Origin of the sequence: Streptomyces sp. DT2A-34, from assembly GCF_030499515.1 — a bacterium.
Lineage (GTDB): Bacteria > Actinomycetota > Actinomycetes > Streptomycetales > Streptomycetaceae > Streptomyces.
This window is the reverse complement of sequence record NZ_JASTWJ010000001.1, coordinates 5,764,853-5,782,849: the sequence shown is the minus strand read 5'-3', so window position 1 is coordinate 5,782,849 and position 17,997 is coordinate 5,764,853. Positions and strand designations below refer to the sequence as shown.

Sequence of the window (17,997 nt, the reverse complement as noted above, 5' to 3'; positions counted from 1 at the left end):
CCTCGCCTGGAGTACCCCGCTTGCCTTCACCCACCGCCCAACCCCCGTGCCGGTACTGACCACAGCGACCCGCCTAGGCGTCGCCCTGGTCGGCACGATCGGCTTCGCCCTCTCCTACGACGCTCTGCGGCAGATGGCCGTCGCCATCCACATCCGCGGAATCCTCACGTACGCCTTCCCTCTGGTGATCGACGGGTTCATCGCCATCGGCGTCGCCGCCCTGCTCATCCTGCGCACCGCACCCTGGCGGTCCCGGCTGTACGTCTGGGCACTCGTCGGCCTCGCCACGATCACCAGTATCTGGGCCAACGCCCTGCACGCCGTCCGCCTCAACCAGCAGGCTCACACAGCCGGGTTCCACCTGGACGACGTCACCGTCGGCGCCCTGTCAGCCATCGCCCCGCTGGCACTGGCCGGAGCTGTCCACCTCGACCTGGTCATCCGCCGCCACCCGACGCGCCACGTTGAAGAGGCCGCGGCCACAAAGAGCCACAACGTTCCTGGCCGCGGCCACAACCACGCCGACAGCTCCGAGCCAGATCCGGCCTCCGGGGGCGACGCCGGTCTGCCAGAGCATCCAGAGATGCCCGATGTGGCCGGTCACCCAGACGACGCGGTGCGGGACGCCGTCAATGTGCCGCAGGCCCGGAAGCCACTCGTTGCGGTAGAGGACCACGACCGCGACGCCGCCTTCGATGAACTCCTCACCCTCGCCCGCACGGCACCCCTGGGACGCGGAGGCCGCGCTTCACGCCGCAACATCGAGGCGGCGATCCGAGACGCCGGCTTCCGTATCGGCAAGGACCGCCTGACCCAGATCAAGGACCGGGTCCAGGCCGACCTCGACCAGGCCGCCCGCCAGCGGCAGACCGAGCCCGACAAGGAACCCGCCAGCGCCCTCTGAGGCTCCCAGTCGCGCCCATCGCCCTGGGCGCTCGACTTCTCCGCTCGTCCTCTTCTCCGCTCGTCCTCACGCTGCCCAGTGCGAGGACGAGCGCCCATCGAATCCCGTCGCCACCACACCGGCAACACCACATGGAGAACAACTCGATGCCCGACCTCCACAACGAACTCCCCACCAGCGCAGAGGAGATGTCCACCACCTCAGTCACCGCGTCAGCAAGTTGTCGGGTAAGGAGTCCTTACCCGGCCTCCGCCCTGGAGGAGGCGGAGGCATCCGGCGCGGGGGCACCGGAGTCGGCCGGCCCGGGGGAGCCGACCGAAGCAGGGGTCACCGAGCCGTCGTCGAACCTGCCGCAGCAGTCCGCGCCGCGCCGTCGCCTGCGTGACAAGCAGCTGCGCGAGCGCCGCGTCCACCCCCGCTACAACGACGGCGAGTTCGACCTCGTCCGACGAGCCGCCGCGCTGAGCCGCATGGCACTCGGTGGCTACGTGGCCGAGTGCTCGCTCGCCGCCGCCCGCGCCGAGGACCCCACCGCAGCTGTCGCCGACTACCGCACCATGGTGAAGACGCTGATGGCCGCCAACGGGCAGCTTGGCAAGATCGGCAGCAACCTCAACCAGCTCACCCACCACCTCAACAGGGACGACGCCTGGCCACATCACGACGCCGTCCAGCGGCTCCTGGAGCGCGTCGAGGCGTCGGTGGCAGAAGTGGACGCCGCCGTCGCCCAAGTCACTGAGGGGCGGTGAACGGGTGATATCCAAGATCATCCTCGGCAAGGGCCCGAAAGCCACGCGCCGCACTATCGGCTACCTCTTCGGCAAGGGCCGCGCCAACGAGCACACTGACCCGCACCTGGTGGCGTCCTGGAACGGCTTCGCCCCCGACCCCGGCCGCAGCCCCCACCGCGACCCGAGAGAGGTGGAGGCCCAGCTCGTCGCACAGCTCGACCAGCCCGTGAAGATGCTGAGCGACAAAGCACCCAAGTACACCGTGTGGCACTGCCCGGTCCGCGCCGCACCCGAAGACCCGATCCTCACCGACGACCAATGGGCGGACATCGCCCGCCGGATCGTGGCCGCCGCCGGCATCGCCCCCAACGGGGACGAGGAAGCCTGCCGCTGGGTGGCCGTCCGCCACGCCGACGACCACATCCACATCGCCGCCACCCTCGTGCGCCAGGATGGCCGCCGGCCTAAACGCGACTACGACCAGCGCGCTGTCCAGCGCGAGGCCCGCAAGATCGAAGTCGACTACGGGCTCAGGCGGTTGAAGCCGGGCGACGGCACTGCCGCCAAGCGCCCCACCAGCAAGGAGCACTTCAAGGCCAAGCGCCTGGGCCAGGACGCCACCGCCCGCGAGATCCTCCGCATGCGGGTCCGCCGTGCGGTGACCGCCGCAGCCGACGAGACCGAGTTCTTCGCACTGCTGGAGGCAACCGGGGTGACCGTGCGCCTCAAACACGGCCCCTCCGGCGACGCACTCGGTTGCAACTTCGCCCTGCCCGGCGACACCAATGACAAGGGCGAGCCGGTGTTCTACGCGGGCTCCACCCTCGCCCCCGACCTCTCCCTGCCCAAAATCCGCGAACGCCTCGCTGCGACCAGCCCCAAGCCGGCCACTGCCCAACCCGGCAACCCGTGGCACCAGGCCACCGCCGCCACCGAACGCATCCCCCACCACCTCACCCACGGCGACGAGCACACCGCCCAGGGCCAACTGGTCGCGCTCGGCGCAGCACTGGACCTGCTGCCGGTCACGGCACCGGCCGCGCTCAGGGCCGAACTCGAACAGGCCGCAGCCGTCTTCGAGCGCGCCACCCGATCCCGCATCGCCGCCGACCTCGACAGCACCCGCGTACTCTGCCGCAGCGTCCAGGCGATCTGGCGCGACAGGCCCCAAGACAGGGACGCGGCCGGGTTCGCCATGCTCCTGGACGCCGCACTCACCGCAGTGGCCTTCGCGATGCACTGGCACCGCACCCGCCAGCACGCCCAACAGCAGGCAGCAGCCGAGCAAGCCCTCGTCCACCTGCAGATCGCCTACGCGCAGGTCTCCGGACCAGTCCTGGCGGGCCTCGCGCAACGCTCCCCCAGCCCCCAGACCAAGCGCCGCTTCGTCCATCACCTCCAGGAAGCGGTACCAGAGCACGCGGAGCGCATCCTGGCCGACCCTGCCTGGGACGCACTGGCCACCGTGCTCGCCGAGGCGGAGACCGCAGGGCACAACGCAGCCACCGCGCTTGACCAAGCGCTCGGACAGCGCACCCTGGACGACGCCCACAGCCCCGCCCGTGCCCTGACCTGGCGCATCCGCCGCCTCGGTGAGCGCCACGCACCCAGTCCCCGAGCCGAGGCGGCCAGGGCCCGCAGCACAACGCAGCGCCCCGCCGCTCCGGTCCCCCCATCGGCAGCCATGCCGTCACCGCAGTCGCCACCGACGCGGCGACGCTGATCACGGCGATTCAAGGCATACACCGTTGTCCAGTTTTGGCGATGGCCTCCTACGTCGCGTGCAGCTGGACGCAGCCCCATTGTTCAAGCGGGCACAGGGGCCGAGCCCGCTCAGCTCCACAGCGCTTGTGGTTACGCCGAAAAGGGGCCCGTCGTACGGCTATGCCTTGGGCAGGAGCCAGGAGATACGTCTGCCTGACCGCTCGGTCCACATCGATGCTTCGTCAGCCGATGTGACGTGCGGGTGGTGTGATTCAGGGCGTTCACGGGAGCGTCTCGGTGTCGGTGCGGGAGAAGATCAGGTCGCTCATTTCCGTGACGGGCCCATGCCAGCGCACGGCAGGTGCGGTCCTGCGCAGGGCAGCCGGGTAGCTGGCTGCGGCGTAGTCGTTGGCCAGCCGGTAGACGTGGAAGCCCTGCTCGCGCAGGGGTGCAAGCACGTCGTCGGCCTGCTGTCCCTGCTTGGCCAGCATCCGGGGGGTGACCTCAATAACCAGCTCGGCTTCGGGCCGTAGCCGGTGCAGGACGGGGGCCAGCCCGCGCACGGCCGCCGCTTCGCCGCCCTCGATATCGATCTTGATCAGGCGGGCGGCGGCGAGTTCGTCATCGGTGACGAGGTTCGGCAGCGGCGCGGCCTCCGTCTCGAAGGAGGAGACGACGGTTCGCGGGCGGACGGCAGTGGTGCCGCCGAGGTTGGTGGAACGCTCCAGGTAGAACGTCATCCTCCCCGGGGTGTCAGATACGGCGGCGTTCACTGTGCGGACGTTGCTGCACCCATTGGCCTCGATGTTCTCCACCAGAGCCTGGTGGAAGACGGGGGACGGCTCGATGGCGATGACACGGCCGGTGGGCCCCGTGAGCTGGGAAGCCAGCAGCGTGAAGTAGCCGGTGTGTGCGCCGGCGTCGATGACGAGGTCGCCCGGGGTGATGCGGTGGCGCATCCATGCGGTCAGGTGCGGCTCCCACGTGCCGAACAGCCAGAGGTAGCGCTGGATGACGTCACTGGTCGTCACGGGAAAGACGTTGCCGGAGCGGGTGCGGGCGGTCGTGGTGATCGGGTGGTGTTTGAGGTGGTCGCTCAGGTGTCCGGCAAGCCGTGGTGTGCCGGGGCAGCCGGGTGCGTGCCGCACGTACGCACGCAGGGACCGGAGTACGAGCGGAGGGATCACGGCGGATCTCCCTAGGGGGTGGGGCGTGGCCGTTCGGCCGCGCTGCGGGGTGGAGGGGTGGCAGGCTGGGTTCCAGGGAGCAGTCCCCGGAGTACAGGAGGAGAGCGCAGGTGAAGGCCGTGGAGCCCGGCCAGGTGGCCGACCGTGATCGTGAGGACGGGCCGGTGGTGTATCTGCTGGTCGGACTGACCGGGTCGGGCAAGACCACGTACGCCAAGCAGCGGCTGGAGCCGTCCCGGGCGGTGCGGCTGTCGGTGGATGAGCTGGTGCACGCCCGGCACGGCCGCTACGGCGTGGACTATCCGGAGCGGGACTACTTCGCTCTGGAGGCGCCGGTGGTCGCGGAGGTCCGCGAGCGCCTGGTGGCGCTGGTCGCGCAGGGCCGGGACGCCGTGCTGGATCACGGCCTGTGGCTGCACTCGGCCCGCGAGGAGTGGAAGAAGCTCGTCGAGGAGGCGGGCGGCCGGTGGCGGCTGCTGTACTTCCCTGTCGAGCGGGCCGAGCTGCTGCGGCGTCTTGAGGAGCGCAACCTGCGTGGGGACGCCAACGCGCTGACCGTCACGGAGTCGGCGCTCGACGATTTCTATGCCCGGTTCGAGCCGCCCGAGGGTGAGGGCGAGGAGATCGTCACGCCGGGCTGGCTCTGATCCGCCGCCCCTGGTGGCCGCCACGTGGTGACCAGCCGCGTCGCTCGCTCTGCCCACCAGTCGGGAACGGTCTGGAGTGAGACGAGCCTGAAGTCCAGGTTCCGGGATTCGGCCGCGATCCGGCCGCCATGGCGGTGAAGGTGCTGGAGCAGGCGGCGGGCCTCGGCGAGCCGGGCCGGGGAGGCGGTCTTCCAGGTGCCGTCCGCGGAGTGAACGGCCCGCCGCTCGATGTCCTGGCGTACGCCGGCATGCCACTTGAAGTGGTGGACGGCGACCGGGGGCCGGTTGGCGGGGCGGTGGCCCTCCGCGCGGTGGCTGCCGGACGCGACCGAGACGCTGGAGTGCGCAAGGACGATCTTGCGGGGGTCGCCGCGCAGGAGCTGGTGGGTGAGGAAGCCGCCGAGCGGATACGCCGTATCCAGGCTGCCCGTCTGCGGATCCCAGCCGGTCAGGGAGCCGTCAGCGGAGATGCGGTCGAGCATCAGGCCACCCACCACACCGTTCTTGGCGTGCTCGGCCTGGGCGATCACCTCGTCCAGCGGGGCCGGGTACTGCTGGAACTCGTCGGCGTCGGCGAGCAGGTGCCAGCCAGGCCCGGCCTGCTGCCGCAGGGCCTGCCTGAGTTCGCCGTTGGTGTGCTCGTGCCATGGGCCGGTGGTGGTGCCGGTGGGGATGATGCCCAGTTCGCGGCTGGCGGCCTGGAGTTCCTGGCGCTGCTGGTCGGGGACGTGCTCGGGGAAGTGGAAGGCGATGAGGAACCTTTCGATGCCCAGGAGCCGGTAGTGGCGGACCCAGGCGGCCAGTAGCGGCACTTCGACGGGGCCGATGACGGCGATCAGCGGCGGGGGGTTGATCAGCATCGTGACTCCTTGGCGGGCAGGGAGGAGAAGGTGCGAGTGAGGAAGTCGGCCTGTTCGTCGGCCGGCCACATGCCCAGCAGGCGGGGTGCCTCGGGGCCGGGCCGCTCGGGTGGCTGGCGGATGAGCGTGTGCAGGGCTTCCGTGAGGGCGTCCGGGTCGCCGGCGGGGAAGGTCAGGGCCCAGGGCTGGCCGTGAAGCCGGTCGGTGAGCGTGGCGTCGTGGTCGGAGACGATCAGGGCGACGCCGAGGCGGGCGGCGTCCATCACGAGCCCGGATTCCTTGCCGACGCCGGGGTGCCGAGCGACCAGGGCGGCATCGGCGGCGGCGTAGACCAGCCGCAGCACGCTGTCGGTGACAGGGCCGGGCACTGTGTGCAGACGAAGGCAGGGAAGGGCCCGCCACCGCGTGAGGACGGCTTCGTCGAGCGGGGACCCGGTGACGACGAGGTGCAGCGGTTCCTTCAGCCGGGCCAGGGCGGCATCGATGACGGCGATGTCCTTGTAGGGCCACCAGCCGCCCACCAGGCACACCACGGCTTCGGCGGCGGGGATACCGAAGGCCGTCCGGCCGCCTTCGCGTTCGGCTTCGGTCAGGCGGCGGCCGTCGTCGACCGCGAAGGCCCGCACCACCGCGGGCAGCTCCGGGAAGGACGCCGCCATCTGATCGCCCACCGCCCGGGTCGGATACACCGCGATCACCCCTCGCTCGCCCCTGCGGGCGAGATGGCCGAGGAGCCGCACGGCGGTGTCTTCGGTGGTGACCTGTTCGTGGACGAACCGCAGGTGCGGCCTGCCGCCGAGGAGTGCGGCGGCCCCGTGCAGGGCCTCGCTCGCGGTCAGGATCGCGACCGCTGCGGCACCGGGCTCAAGGCGGCGTGCTGTGCGCAGGGCGGATGCCTCGGCCAGGCAGCGGGCGATGAGGGTGATCTGGTGCGGGAGCCGACGAAAGCGGCAGGGCCACCGGCTGGAGCGGAAGATGCGCTGCCCGGCCGTGGAGAGAGCGGCCATGAGGCGGGACGCGGCCAGCAGGACGGCCGCCGGGCGCCCGACAGGGGCGGTGATCAACCGGGCCCCGACCTGGCGCAGGACGGTGGCCGTTTCGCGGGCGGTCCCGTGCGTGGCGATGGCCAGGCTGCCGGGCCGGGCCTGGGCCAGCGCGGTTAGCGTGTGCTGGTGGTGGCCGCCCAGGCGATGCGCGTAGGGCTCGATGAGTACCAGCGGACCGGTCATCCCGAGACCGCCTGGTCCCCGTGGGCAGCGGTGAAGCGGTCCCGCAGCCAGGTGGGGTCGTTGAGGTGATCGAACAGCTTGGGAGCGCGGGCGGCCCCGCGGGCGAAGGCGATGCCCTCGTTGGCTCCGGCAGCGGCGTAGGCGGCGAACTCCCCATCGCGGCTCGCGGTCCATGCCTCCAACCGTTCGCGGGCGTCGTCGTCGGCCATGCCGTACTCGCTGCCGCGGGCGAGCATCGCGCACTCGCGGAAACCGGCCTTCCAGGCATGGAAGGGGCTCTGGTTGAACCGGGTGACGCCCGCGCTCTGCCCCGCGAACTCGATACGGCCAGGGATGGCGGCGAGCACGTCCACCGCCTCGCCCATCTCGCGCAGGGCACTGCGGCGGATCAGCTTCAGCCCGCCGTATCCGTAGGTGAGGCCGTTGACGGGGTTGACCGCCCGCCACACCCGCATGGCCACGCCTTCGTCCAGCGGCTCAACGGTGGCGGGGGCGAAGCCGGTGTCGATGGCGAAGTCGCCGTCGGCGAGAAAGAACTGCTCGCGATCTACGACTTCGGCACACAGCCGGTAGGCCCGGCGCATCCCGTGCACGCCGTGCAGGCGCTTGACCGTGCCGCCGAGGGTTCTTTGCAGGCGGGCGTGAAGGGAGTTGGCCATCGGCTCGTCGTAGGAGAGGAACACCGCATCGAACACGGTCGTCACGAGATGGCCTCCAGGTAGCGGGCGGCGACCAGGGCCGGGGTGAAGCCGGCGGTGGAGGCGTGGGCGCGTTTGGCGTGCAGGGCGTGGAACTCGTCGTCGGTAGTGAGGCGTTCGGCCAGGGCGACGGCCTCGGCCGGGGTGTCGAAGCACAGCTCGGTGTCGATGTGCTCGGCGAGCCAGCCCAGCCGGGGCGAGATGACCGGCAGGCCCATGCCCTGACAGTCGATCACGCTCATGGACCAGGGGCAGCCGGCGCGGAAGGGAGCAATGCCGAAGCGGGCTCCGGCCAGCAGGCTCTTGTAGCGGACGCGGTCGCCCCGGTCGGAGACGATCTGGACGTGCGGCAGGGCGGAGAGCTGGTCGCGCATCTTCTCGGGGCTGTTGTCCAGGCCCTGCCGTTCGGGACGGCGCTGCCCGAACAGGTCCATCACCCGCAGCCGGACGGAGCTGGAGGCGGCCAGGTCGCGGGCCAGGTGCACGAACTGCTCGGTGCCGTAGTGCGCATACAGCCGGTGGTTGTAGATGCCGATCGCCCCGGCGTCGGAGACGGGCTCGGTGGCAGCGGGAGCGCGGACCAGACGCTCGTCACGCGGAGCGGGCACCACCCGCAGCTTCTCGCCGAGGTCCACGGTCATCCGGGCTGCGGCAGCCGAGGCCCAGGAGGCGGCCGTGGAGGAGTGGACCATCACCCGGTCGCAGGCGGCCAGCCCGGCGGCGAACGCCAGCAGCACCGGCCGTCCGAGTCCCGCGTCGTCCAGAGACGGATCCAGCAGGAGCTGACCGCCGCTGGTGAAGGAGAACGGCAGGTAGTGGCAGTACCCGGCCAGCAGCGCGTGAGATCCGGCCTCCAGCAGGGCCGTTCGGATCGCCGGGGCCTCCTCGATCTGGTTGGCCACCACCGCGTCCGGCCTCGTCTGCCGGATCAGGGCCACCAGTTCGTCGATGTCAGCGGAGAACCGGGCCCGGTACTTCGTCCCCGGCACCTTCGTGCGGTGGAAGCCGCAGCGGCCATCCCCGGCCGCCGCCGGCGCCGCGACGGTCACCTCCGCCCCGGCGTCCGCCAGAGCCGGGGCGAGAAGGTCCGCGAAGATCCACCCCGAGTCGGCCGAAAGCCGGTCAGGGTTGGAGATGTTGAGCAGATACAGCACGCGCATGCGTCGCCTCCCTCACGTTGCCCGGATGGTCGATCCGGGCCGGTGAGGGAAGGAAACCGGCGACGCGGGCCGTGACGGGATGATGAACTTGGATCACTCACGGTTCATTCATGCTCACCACCAAGTGACGCGGGGGCGGCCTTTGATGGGCGCGCAAGACGACGAGACCACCGTCGAGCAGGCAGCCGAGGACTATGCGGCCGAAGTGGCGCGGTGGCGGGAAGTACGCGGCATGTCCAAGCGGGCGTTGGCGCTTGCCATGGGCTTCGACCCGTCCTACGTCAGCCACGTGGAGTCGGGCCGCCACAAGCCCAGCGAAGAGTTTTCGCGCCTCGCAGACGAGGCTCTGAACGCCGGAAAGTCGATCTGGCGGCGCTGGTGCGACTACGAGCAGGCGAAGGCCCGTGCCCGGCGTCCGGCAGCCACGCCGCCCGCCCAGCGCAGGCCCGAGCAGCCGTACGCGACCGGATCGGCCCTCATCGTCGAACACGACGCGGCACGGCTCCAGTACGACGGCAGCAAGTACCGGCTGACCATGCGCCGCCGACTGCGGAACACCGGCGATGAGCCAGTGACCCGCTACCTGATCCGGATCTCCGTGGACCGCTACCCCGGCGACCCGGAACGCTCCAACGCCCACTACCGGGCCCACCCGCTGACCTGGAACGAACTCGCCCTCACCGCGACCTGCCGGGGCGAGGCAATGAGCTGGCAGGTGAAACACGACCGCGACGCCTTCAAGGAAGTCTGGCTGGTGTTCGACAACGAACACGGCCGCTTCCCGCTCTACCCGGGCGAGTCCGTGTGGATCGAGTACGCCTACACCGTCGGCGACGACAAGTGGGGCAACTGGTTCCAGCGGGCCGTACGCCTGCCCACCGAACAGCTCGAAGTCCAGCTCGCCTTCCCCGCCGCCCTCGACCCGGTCGTGTGGGGCACCGAGACGTCCATGACTGCCGAAGCCTCTCCGCTGCGGACGCCGCCCGTCCGCAGTGACGACGGTGAGCTACGGCAATTCACGTGGATCACGGCGGCACCCGCCCTGCACGCTCGGTACCGTCTGGAATGGCGGTTTCGGGCACGGCCCGAACGCGACATGAATCAAGGGGAGTTCAGGTGATTGACGTGCGGCCCAGCCAGCAGATGCGAGACCTCGGCGTCGTCCAGCACGGCGCCGGCATCCTCGCCGAACCGGCCCGCGCCTTCGATCTGCCCACCGAGCGCGACGAGGCCGAGCGCATCACGGACGAGCTGTTCGCCGCCATGGATCGGATCGGACAGGTCCACCCCTTCGCCAAGGGCATGGGTATCGCTGCCCCGCAGATCGGCATCGGACGTGCCGTCGCCGTCGTCCAGCCCCCGGGCGACGCCCCGGCCATCATCCTGCTCAACCCGCGCATCACTGACCGCTCCGACGAAGCGGACGAGCAGTACGAGGGCTGCCTGAGCTTCTTCGACGTCCGCGGCCTCGTCCCCCGCCCCCTGAAGATCACCGTCGAAGCCACGGCCCTGACCGGCGAGAGGGTCACCACCGTGTACGAACGCGGCCTCGCCCGCCTCATCCACCACGAGATCGACCACCTTGACGGCCACCTCTACACCGCCCGCATGCGCACCGGGGTCGATCCCATCCCCGTCGAGGAGTACCGGCAGACCGGCCGCGCCTGGGCATACGAGTAGGCCACCGCCGGTGAACCGCGCTGCCGTAGACGGTCAGCGCCCCCTACAGCGACTGCAACGCGGCCTCGTCGTCCGCTTCGCCTCGGTTCCCGCCCGGCCAGTAGGTACTGAAAGTCGTTCAGGAGGTGCGGGAGCTCGTAGCACGACTATCAGGCAGCGGATATTCCCTGCCCGTCCCGGATGGCTGGCAGGGCGCTCATCCTTAGCCTCGGCTCTAGTGTCTCGTGATCGCGTTCGCGTTACGTGATCTTGCGTGTCTCGTTGGTGCTGGCATGGAGCTTTCCGTGGAACAGGCCGCCGAGTTGCGGGAGTTGGCGAATTGTCGTGATGTGTCTGCGGATTTGGCGACGCGGGCCCGGATCGTTCTGTGGTCGGGTGAGGGGCGGCGGCGCAAGGACATTGCCGAGTTGCTCGGGGTGTCGCTGCCGACCGTGGACCGCTGGAAGACCCGTTATGCCCGGCGCGGGCTGGCCGGGCTGGAAGGCGATCGCCCCGGTGGGGCCCGGGACCAGGTACCGGCACGGGTACGGGCGCGGGTGATTGCGCTGACGCGTATGACACCGCCGGCCGGCACCGGGCTTTCGCACTGGTCGACGCGCGAGCTGGCGAAGTACCTGAAGCGGACCGAGGACATCACCGTGTCCTGGCACTACATCGCGCGGATCTGGCGCGAGGAGCAACTCAAGCCGCATCGCAGCGGCACCTTCAAGATTTCCAGGGACCCCGCGTTCGCGGAGAAGGTCGCCGATGTGGTCGGGCTCTACCTTGCTCCGCCCGGTGGGGCGGTCGTGCTCTCGATCGACGAGAAGACGCAGATCCAGGCGCTGGACCGCACCCAGCCGGTACTGCCGGTCGCTTTCGCGGCCACCGAGAAGCGCACCCACGACTACGTGCGGCACGGCACCACGAATCTGTTCGCCGCCCTCAACGTCGGCACCGGTGAAGTCATCGGCGAGTGCAAGCCGAGCCGGAACGGCAAGAACTTCCTGGCCTTTCTGAAGAAGGCAGTGAAGCCGCATGCGGGGAAGGAGATCCACGTCGTCCTGGACAACCTCTCCACCCACACCACACCGGAAGTGAAGGCATGGCTGGCCAAAAACTCCCGCGTCCGCTTTCACTTCACCCCCGTCGGGTCTTCCTGGATCAATCAGATCGAGACCTGGTTCGGCATCCTGACCCGGCAGTCGATCCGCCGCGGCACCTTCGCCAGCGTCAATGTCCTGATCACGCAGATCCACAACTACATCGACTCCTGGAACTCCGAGGCCAGGCCCTTCACCTGGACCGCGACCGCCGGCGAGATCCTGGCAAAGGTCCGCCTCGTCCAGACCAACATCAAGAAGCTCGTCGCGAACAACTCAAAGTGATGCAAACAGGATCACGAGACACTAGGCGGCTCCGGGGCCCCCAACTACCACCCACCAGCACGATGAACGGGCGTGATCCAAATACGGACGCTGTCATCGTCACCGACCGCTGCGAGGAGGCCACCATCCGGAGAAAAAGCAACGTCGTACGCCTCGCCGAGGGAAGCATCGAGAGAGCCGGGAAGTGGCTGGCCGTCAGCCGGATTCCATAGGCGCACTGTGCCGTCCATAGCTGCGCCGGCCAAGAGTTGACCATCCGGCGAGAAGGCCACGGCGCTCACGGCTTTTGTCGGAGCAGACGAACAATCACGGACGGCGTTCCCCGTTCCCGAGACAAGTGGATCCCACAACCGCACCGATCCATCGCTCCCCGCTGAGGCCAGCAGCTTGCCGTCAGGTGCGAACGCAATATCGCAACATCTTCCAACGGTTATGCACCCGGTCACCTCCCATGTGGCGGGTGACCACAGCTGCGTTATCCCGTCGTGTCCGGCAACGGCCAGCAGGGAGCTATCGGGGGAAAACGTAAGCCCGTCAACCCGGGCCTGTCCCACATCCAGAGTCTTGATCATCTCGCGTGTGGCGGTGTCCCACAGGTACACACGCCCTATGTATCCCGCTGCCGCCAGGAGGCCCCCATCGGGGGAAAACGCCAGACTCTCGAGGATCCCCTCGCTGTCAGGCAGGCTTCCCCCACAGGGATGCGGAAAGTCACGTCCCACAGCCACACTGTTCCATCATCGGCCGACGAAGCAAGCAGCCGCCCATCGGACGAGAAGGTCAGGTCACGGACGATGTCTCGGTGTCCGGCGAGGGGGTTAGTACTCCAGCAGGATTTCGCTGTCTGACCTGGTCTTTCGCCGGTGGCGGGAGTGTAGCGGGACTTCGATCGTGCGGGGGCGGTCTCACGGAGACCGCCCCTCGATCGTGCGACAACGCCGCAGGAAGTGACAGCGGCGGGCGACTGCTTGGCGTCGGCGGCGCCAGTTCGACCAGCTCAGCGCGTGGTGTCGTCCGCGGTGTCCGCTCAGGTGCAGGGGCCGGGCACGACAAGCTGCCAGGAGTCGCCGAACCTCCGCCACTGTGAGCCCGATGGCCCCGGTTGTATCACCTGTTCCGCCCCCTTTCCCAGGGCTGGTGCGCCGTGGCGGCCAGGAAAGCGTGCGCGAGCATGGCCAAAGTGATGTGCCGATACCAGCCCGTGTAACGGCGGACCTCGTACTGGTCCAGGCCGCATTCGTTCTTCGCGGCCTGGAAGCACTCCTCGATCGCCCAGCGCGCCCCGGCGACCCGCACCAGCTCCTGGACGGTGACCTGAAGGGGCGTGTAGGCGAGGTAGTAGGCGATCTCCTCGGGCTTGCTGATACTGCGCCGGGCCAGTGCCCACCGCATCCGGTAGGGGACCTCGCCCTGATAGTCGAACTCGGCGACGGCCGGCAGCCGCACCGCTGCCCAGTGGTAAACGCGGGGCCCCTTCGCGCCGTCGCCGCAGGAGATCTTCTCCCACGCTTCGTCCGGGGCCTGCGCGAATAGGCCCTCGATCCGTGAACAGCCCACGCTGAACTGGGACTTGGGGACGGCCAATACGTAGCCGACACCCGACTGCTCCAGCAGCCGGCGGAATCGGTTGTCCTGACCGTAGGCGGAATCCGCAGTGACCCAGGCAATGGGCAGCGGCGAGGCGAGGGCCCGCAGCACCATGCGCCTGGCCAGTTCGCCTTTGGTGGCGAACTCCCGCTCGTCGGGGACCCTTGCGGTGCGGCAGCGTTCCCGGTCCTCAGTCCAGGACTTCGGGAGGTAGAGCTCACGGTCGACCAGAGCCCGGCCGTGGGCGGAGGCGTAGGCGGCGAAGACGCCGATCTGGCAGTTCTCGGTCCGGCCGGCAGTTCCGGAGTACTGGCGCTGGACCCCGGCTGAGGTGGTGCCCTTCTTGATGAACCCGGTGTCGTCGATGATCAGCACGCCGCCAGCCTCGCCGATCTTGTCGGCGACGTATTCCTGCAGGTCGTCGCGGATGTCATCGGCCTCCCACTTCGATCCGGCGAGAAGGTGCTGCAGGCCGTCGGGCGTGCGGTGGCCAGCCTGTTCGGCCAGCTGCCAGCTGTTCTTGCGGGCCACCGGAGCGAGCAGCCCGCGTACGTAGTCACGCATGCGGCGGCGGAGCTCGACCCGGCCGAACCGATGCCCGATGGTCAGGAAGAGATCGTCCAGTTCGAGGGCCCACTGCGCGGCGGCATACTCGGTGATCACCCTTGGAGGCTGCCCCGCCGCTGTCACTTCCTGCGGCGTTGTCGCACGATCGAGGGGCGGTCTCCGTGAGACCGCCCCCGCACGATCGAAGTCCCGCTACACTCCCGCCACCGGCGAAAGACCAGGTCAGACAGCGAAATCCTGCTGGAGTATTAGTGACGGCGTTCCCCATGGGATCCTGCAGGTATACGACCCCGTCGCAGCCGCCCAGGGCCAGGTACTGCTTATCGGGCGAGAAGGCCAATGCGTCGTACTCATCTGCAGGGCCCTGGATAGGCGTCAGAGCCACGGCGTATCCGCCTTCTAGGTCGTCCGCAAGCGCCTGGAGCGCCAGCGGACTTACGGCCCGCACCGGGGCGTGCTCCGAGCTACCCACACCTGTACGGCTACGCTGCGACCGCATATGGTCCAGGTCTCGCCACCGTTCGCGCCACACCCTCATCTCGGGAGCTCCGCGTGCCACGAGGCAGTGCTTGCCGTCCTCGTCGTACGAGAGCAACGTGCGCACCAGAGACATCAGGGTGTCCAGCCGCTGCAGGCGCTTGCCGTTGAATGCCTCGCTGAGGGCCGAGACTGATAAGGAGCTTGTGCCCGGCATAGCCGCCGCGCGGGACACGATCATGCTGAGCGTGGGGCCCCCACGTTCGGCTCGCAGTTGGCGTAGCTCCTCAGCTAGCCGGTCAAGCCCGACCGTAAATTCGGTCTTGTTCGGCGCGCTCATCCGTCCACCCCCAGCTGCGTCTGGTGCCTAGGCTAGGGGGCCTCAGACCGTACCGCGCCGAAATCCGTCGAAACTTTGGCGGCATCACAACTTCGTTCGTGCGATGCAGGTCTACGGGATAGGCACTGCTGCCATGGGATGCATGACGCACTCTCAGGACCCTCAAGTTTCGCCCCCACCCCCACACGCAGGGCCCAGTCCCTTCATGACCGTACGCACCGCGCTCATCCTCCTGGCATCCGTAGTCATCGGTGTAGTCACCGGCGGCCTCACCGTCCTGTGCGGGACTCAGCCCGCTGGTGCCGTTCTGGCCGGACTGACCAGTGTCGGGGCTTCCGTACCCGTCCTGCATGCCCTCATCCAGTAGGAGACAAAGAGCGGCCGGCCTACAGGACGCGGGCTTCGTGCGTGCGCGATGCGTGAGCGGACTGTGCGGCACGAAGCGTCATACGAGGGGTCGACTACACAGTTGCGCGCTGCTGACCAGGGGAAACAGCACCACCTAGCAGCGCCAGGCACCCCCCGGCAAGGATCCAATCCCACTCCTGAAGCGGGTGTCGCAGGTTCGAATCCTGCCGGGGGCACAGCGCCTGACCAGGCACGGAGCTTCGAACAGCCCCCTCGGAGTGATCTCCGAGGGGGCTGTTTTCGTGTGCGCGGGGACGTAACGCTAGGCGACGTCCTGGTTACGGGGCTTTCTACCGACCCCACGGGGGCGTCGGCGGCTTCCTGCTCGAACTGGGGCATCAGCGAGGTGTAGGTGTCCGTGTGGCTCGCGATCACCCCAACCGGAGAAGTGACCGCTCACCTTGCGGCGGGAAGTACCTCCAAGGTCACCTGGATCAGTCTGGATGGCGCCGCCTGCCGTCTGGACCACCCGACGAGGTTGACTGAGTCGAGCCCGTCACCGCCCGGCAGCGGTCTGGCTGGCCCTCCATTCAGGAGCCTCGGGCGTGTCCTGGAACTCCAGGAGGTGCTGTCCGGCGAGCCGCTGCAGGGCGGCGCGTACGTCTGCCGGTGTGACGTAGAAGAACTCCCGGCGTAGGTTTACCCGGTTGACGCGGCGGGACTCGAACTCCTGGTGCAGGCGGCGTTCCAGGTCGACGGCGTCCTCACTGAAGATCAGGGCGTGTACGTCGAAGCGGAAGGGGACGGACGCGTCCCCGAGTTCGATGACGCGGTCCATGGGATCGAGGCGCCGGGTCATACCGATCTTGACCATGCGTTCGCCGAACGCTCCGACGTTGGAGATGACGTAGACGTATCCGGCCCGGATGTTGGCCTCGCGGGCCTCGACCGTCTCCAGTTCGGCGCCCAACTCGGCGAGTTTTCCTTCAAGTTCGGCGATGGCGGCCTCATCGCCGGTGCCGGAGCGCAGGCGGCGCAGGGCGCCCTCGTAGTGGCTGCGTTCCTTCTCCAGCCGCTGCCGCTCGCGCTCGATCTCGCGCTGCAGGCGCTCCTCCTCGCGCTGCTGGGCTCGTAGCTCTCGCTGCTCCTCCCGCTCGGTCTCCTTCCTCACCAGGTAGTCCGCCGTTAGCTCCAACTCCTGGACCCGCAGCTGGTGGTAGTCATCGCCGATGCGGATCTGCATGGTGGCGCCGAGCCGGGCGATCGACTCCCGCGTCTTGCCGAGCCGGTCGATCAGCGAGTCGAGCCGGTGCGGCTTCATGCCGCGCACTGCGTTGTCCGCCTCGGCGTTGTACGCGCGCAGCATCAGCTTGGAGAAGTCACGCACCATCTTGCGGCCCTTGGCAGCTGAGCCGTCCACCATCCAGTACTGGTTCCCGAGCACTGCCCGATCGTCCCTCGCCAACTGCTTGTAGCGGGCCTTGAGACTGTCGAGCCGGTCCTTGTAGGCGAGCGCGTCGGCGAGCGGATGGCGGTACTCGTAAATGCCGGCCTCTTGCAGCATCCGCGTCTCATCGGTGAGCACCAGATCCCGGCGCGCGGCCGTGAGGCGCTGTTCGGCCTCCGCCGTCTGGCGAGCCATGTCGTCGGCTTGGCGGCGCACGTCAACCAGGGACTGCGCGGCGCTCTCGGCGGCGTGCTCTATCTTCTCGTCGAGGAGAGCGTCGATCCGTCCGATCTCTTGGAGCTTCTCCTCATGCGCGCGGCGCAGTCGCTGCTGCTCGGCGGCTATCTGAGCGCTGTCGGCTCCGATGAGACGACTCAATTGCTCCGTCAGCTGACGGTTGTCTTCCTGTAGTCCGCGTACCTGTGTTTCCATCAGCGCCAGCTCGCCCGCCAGACGCGCCGCCTCGGACTCCGCTTGCTTACGGCGCCGGCCGAACAGACCCCCACCTGTGGCCGGGACCGTCGCCTGGGGACCGTAGGGGGACTGCTGAGGAACGGGTGCGCTCGGCTGCGGCACGGCCCCTTCCGGGATCCAGATCTGCCAGCCTGGGGGTGTGGGCCATGCGGGATCCGGTTCCCAGCCCGGTGGCGGGCTCCACCCCTCCGGCGGGGCGGGCCAGGTGGGCGGCGGGTTGAACCGGTAGGTCATGGGGCAACGACTCCTGTCGCGAGGGCGAGAGACGGCCGGCGTAACCCCGATGCCGTCCGGCAGCCAGCGGGCCAAGTCGAACGTACTCGGCCTTGTGGACCTTCGTCCTGCCATCTCCTGTTTTTGGCCCTCTTGGCAGCAGATCCGACGAGGTGGGTGAGCCGCAGGGAGCCGTTCGACTCCGGCCGCTGTCAGGACGGCTCTCCGCCGGCAGCGAAGTGCCCTTCGTCCTCGAGGGACCGGTCCGGCGCCCCCGGGCACGGCCGACCGCCCCTGACGCACAGGGTGAAGGGTGAAGCGAAGGTGGCCACCTTTTTGTCCGCGGACAAGTTCCTGTCCGTTCTCAAGAACGCACG

16 protein-coding genes and 1 pseudogene are annotated in these 17,997 nt (G+C 68.9%); 8 read left to right on the top strand and 9 right to left on the bottom strand.

Annotated elements, in window-relative coordinates; translation table 11 throughout:
• Positions 1-46 precede the first annotated feature (46 nt).
• From QQM39_RS25900 to QQM39_RS25890, 3 genes are all read left to right on the top strand, one after another.
• Positions 47-904 (top strand): DUF2637 domain-containing protein, encoded by an 858-nt coding sequence (locus tag QQM39_RS25900; RefSeq protein ID WP_302003729.1) that lies wholly within the window; start codon positions 47-49, stop codon positions 902-904.
• Positions 905-1,050: 146 nt separating this feature from the next.
• Positions 1,051-1,653 carry a MobC family plasmid mobilization relaxosome protein gene (locus QQM39_RS25895; RefSeq protein ID WP_367669101.1) on the top strand — a complete coding sequence of 201 codons (603 nt, stop codon included), beginning with the start codon at positions 1,051-1,053 and terminating at the stop codon, positions 1,651-1,653.
• Positions 1,654-1,657: 4 nt separating this feature from the next.
• Complete coding sequence (locus QQM39_RS25890; RefSeq protein ID WP_301999927.1) at positions 1,658-3,358, top strand: relaxase/mobilization nuclease domain-containing protein; 1,701 nt, start codon at positions 1,658-1,660, stop codon at positions 3,356-3,358.
• Between the two features lie 262 nt (positions 3,359-3,620).
• Here the strand turns inward: QQM39_RS25890 and QQM39_RS25885 are convergent, their stop codons facing one another.
• Positions 3,621-4,526 (bottom strand): FkbM family methyltransferase, encoded by a 906-nt coding sequence (locus QQM39_RS25885; protein WP_367669099.1) that lies wholly within the window; start codon positions 4,524-4,526, stop codon positions 3,621-3,623.
• 110 nt (positions 4,527-4,636) lie between these two features.
• Between QQM39_RS25885 and QQM39_RS25880 the strand changes: the two genes are divergently transcribed.
• Positions 4,637-5,173, top strand: coding sequence for an ATP-binding protein (locus tag QQM39_RS25880; RefSeq protein WP_301999926.1), 537 nt, complete (start codon positions 4,637-4,639; stop codon positions 5,171-5,173).
• On the opposite strand, the gene QQM39_RS25875 is transcribed toward QQM39_RS25880, so the two are convergent.
• Genes QQM39_RS25875 through QQM39_RS25860 form a run of 4 tightly spaced genes read right to left on the bottom strand, consistent with a single transcriptional unit; the run spans position 5,110 to position 9,120 of the window.
• Positions 5,110-6,033, bottom strand: coding sequence for a glycosyltransferase family 2 protein (locus QQM39_RS25875; protein ID WP_301999925.1), 924 nt, complete (start codon positions 6,031-6,033; stop codon positions 5,110-5,112). The genes QQM39_RS25880 and QQM39_RS25875 overlap by 64 nt on opposite strands.
• Entirely contained in the window at positions 6,027-7,262 is a 1,236-nt protein-coding gene (locus tag QQM39_RS25870) for a glycosyltransferase (RefSeq protein WP_301999924.1), read from the bottom strand. Before QQM39_RS25870 ends, QQM39_RS25875 begins: the two co-directional genes overlap by 7 nt.
• Positions 7,259-7,966, bottom strand: a complete 708-nt coding sequence (locus QQM39_RS25865) for a hypothetical protein (protein WP_301999923.1) — start codon at positions 7,964-7,966, stop codon at positions 7,259-7,261. The genes QQM39_RS25870 and QQM39_RS25865 overlap by 4 nt, the downstream gene beginning before the upstream one ends.
• The gene (locus tag QQM39_RS25860) at positions 7,963-9,120 is read right to left on the bottom strand and encodes a glycosyltransferase family 1 protein (protein ID WP_301999922.1); all 1,158 of its coding nucleotides are present in this window, start codon (positions 9,118-9,120) and stop codon (positions 7,963-7,965) included. Before QQM39_RS25860 ends, QQM39_RS25865 begins: the two co-directional genes overlap by 4 nt.
• Before the next feature lie 145 nt (positions 9,121-9,265).
• Here QQM39_RS25860 and QQM39_RS25855 point away from each other — a divergent pair, with 145 nt between their 5' ends.
• The 3 genes from QQM39_RS25855 (at position 9,266) to QQM39_RS25845 (ending at position 12,167) form a co-directional block, all read left to right on the top strand.
• Positions 9,266-10,240 (top strand): helix-turn-helix transcriptional regulator, encoded by a 975-nt coding sequence (locus tag QQM39_RS25855; RefSeq protein ID WP_301999921.1) that lies wholly within the window; start codon positions 9,266-9,268, stop codon positions 10,238-10,240.
• Positions 10,237-10,800, top strand: coding sequence for a peptide deformylase (locus QQM39_RS25850; protein ID WP_301999920.1), 564 nt, complete (start codon positions 10,237-10,239; stop codon positions 10,798-10,800). Before QQM39_RS25855 ends, QQM39_RS25850 begins: the two co-directional genes overlap by 4 nt.
• Positions 10,801-11,084: 284 nt before the next feature.
• Positions 11,085-12,167: an IS630 family transposase gene (locus QQM39_RS25845; protein WP_301999919.1), complete on the top strand. Its 1,083-nt coding sequence runs from the start codon at positions 11,085-11,087 to the stop codon at positions 12,165-12,167.
• 44 nt (positions 12,168-12,211) lie between these two features.
• Here QQM39_RS25845 and QQM39_RS46270 read toward each other — a convergent pair whose 3' ends face one another.
• The 3 genes and pseudogenes from QQM39_RS46270 to QQM39_RS25840 form a co-directional block, all read right to left on the bottom strand.
• Positions 12,212-12,823, bottom strand: coding sequence for a WD40 repeat domain-containing protein (locus QQM39_RS46270; protein WP_367669703.1), 612 nt, complete (start codon positions 12,821-12,823; stop codon positions 12,212-12,214).
• Positions 12,775-12,969 (bottom strand): annotated as a pseudogene (locus tag QQM39_RS46265) (WD40 repeat domain-containing protein); the annotation flags it as partial. The pseudogene QQM39_RS46265 and the gene QQM39_RS46270, both read right to left, overlap by 49 nt.
• 305 nt (positions 12,970-13,274) lie before the next feature.
• Complete coding sequence (locus QQM39_RS25840) at positions 13,275-14,378, bottom strand: IS701 family transposase (protein ID WP_302003726.1); 1,104 nt, start codon at positions 14,376-14,378, stop codon at positions 13,275-13,277.
• Positions 14,379-15,343: 965 nt separating this feature from the next.
• Between QQM39_RS25840 and QQM39_RS25835 the strand changes: the two genes are divergently transcribed.
• Positions 15,344-15,505 (top strand): hypothetical protein, encoded by a 162-nt coding sequence (locus QQM39_RS25835; RefSeq protein WP_301999918.1) that lies wholly within the window; start codon positions 15,344-15,346, stop codon positions 15,503-15,505.
• A 537-nt stretch (positions 15,506-16,042) separates the two neighbouring features.
• Here QQM39_RS25835 and QQM39_RS25830 read toward each other — a convergent pair.
• Complete coding sequence (locus QQM39_RS25830; RefSeq protein WP_301999917.1) at positions 16,043-17,641, bottom strand: DUF4041 domain-containing protein; 1,599 nt, start codon at positions 17,639-17,641, stop codon at positions 16,043-16,045.
• Positions 17,642-17,997: the final 356 nt, after the last annotated feature.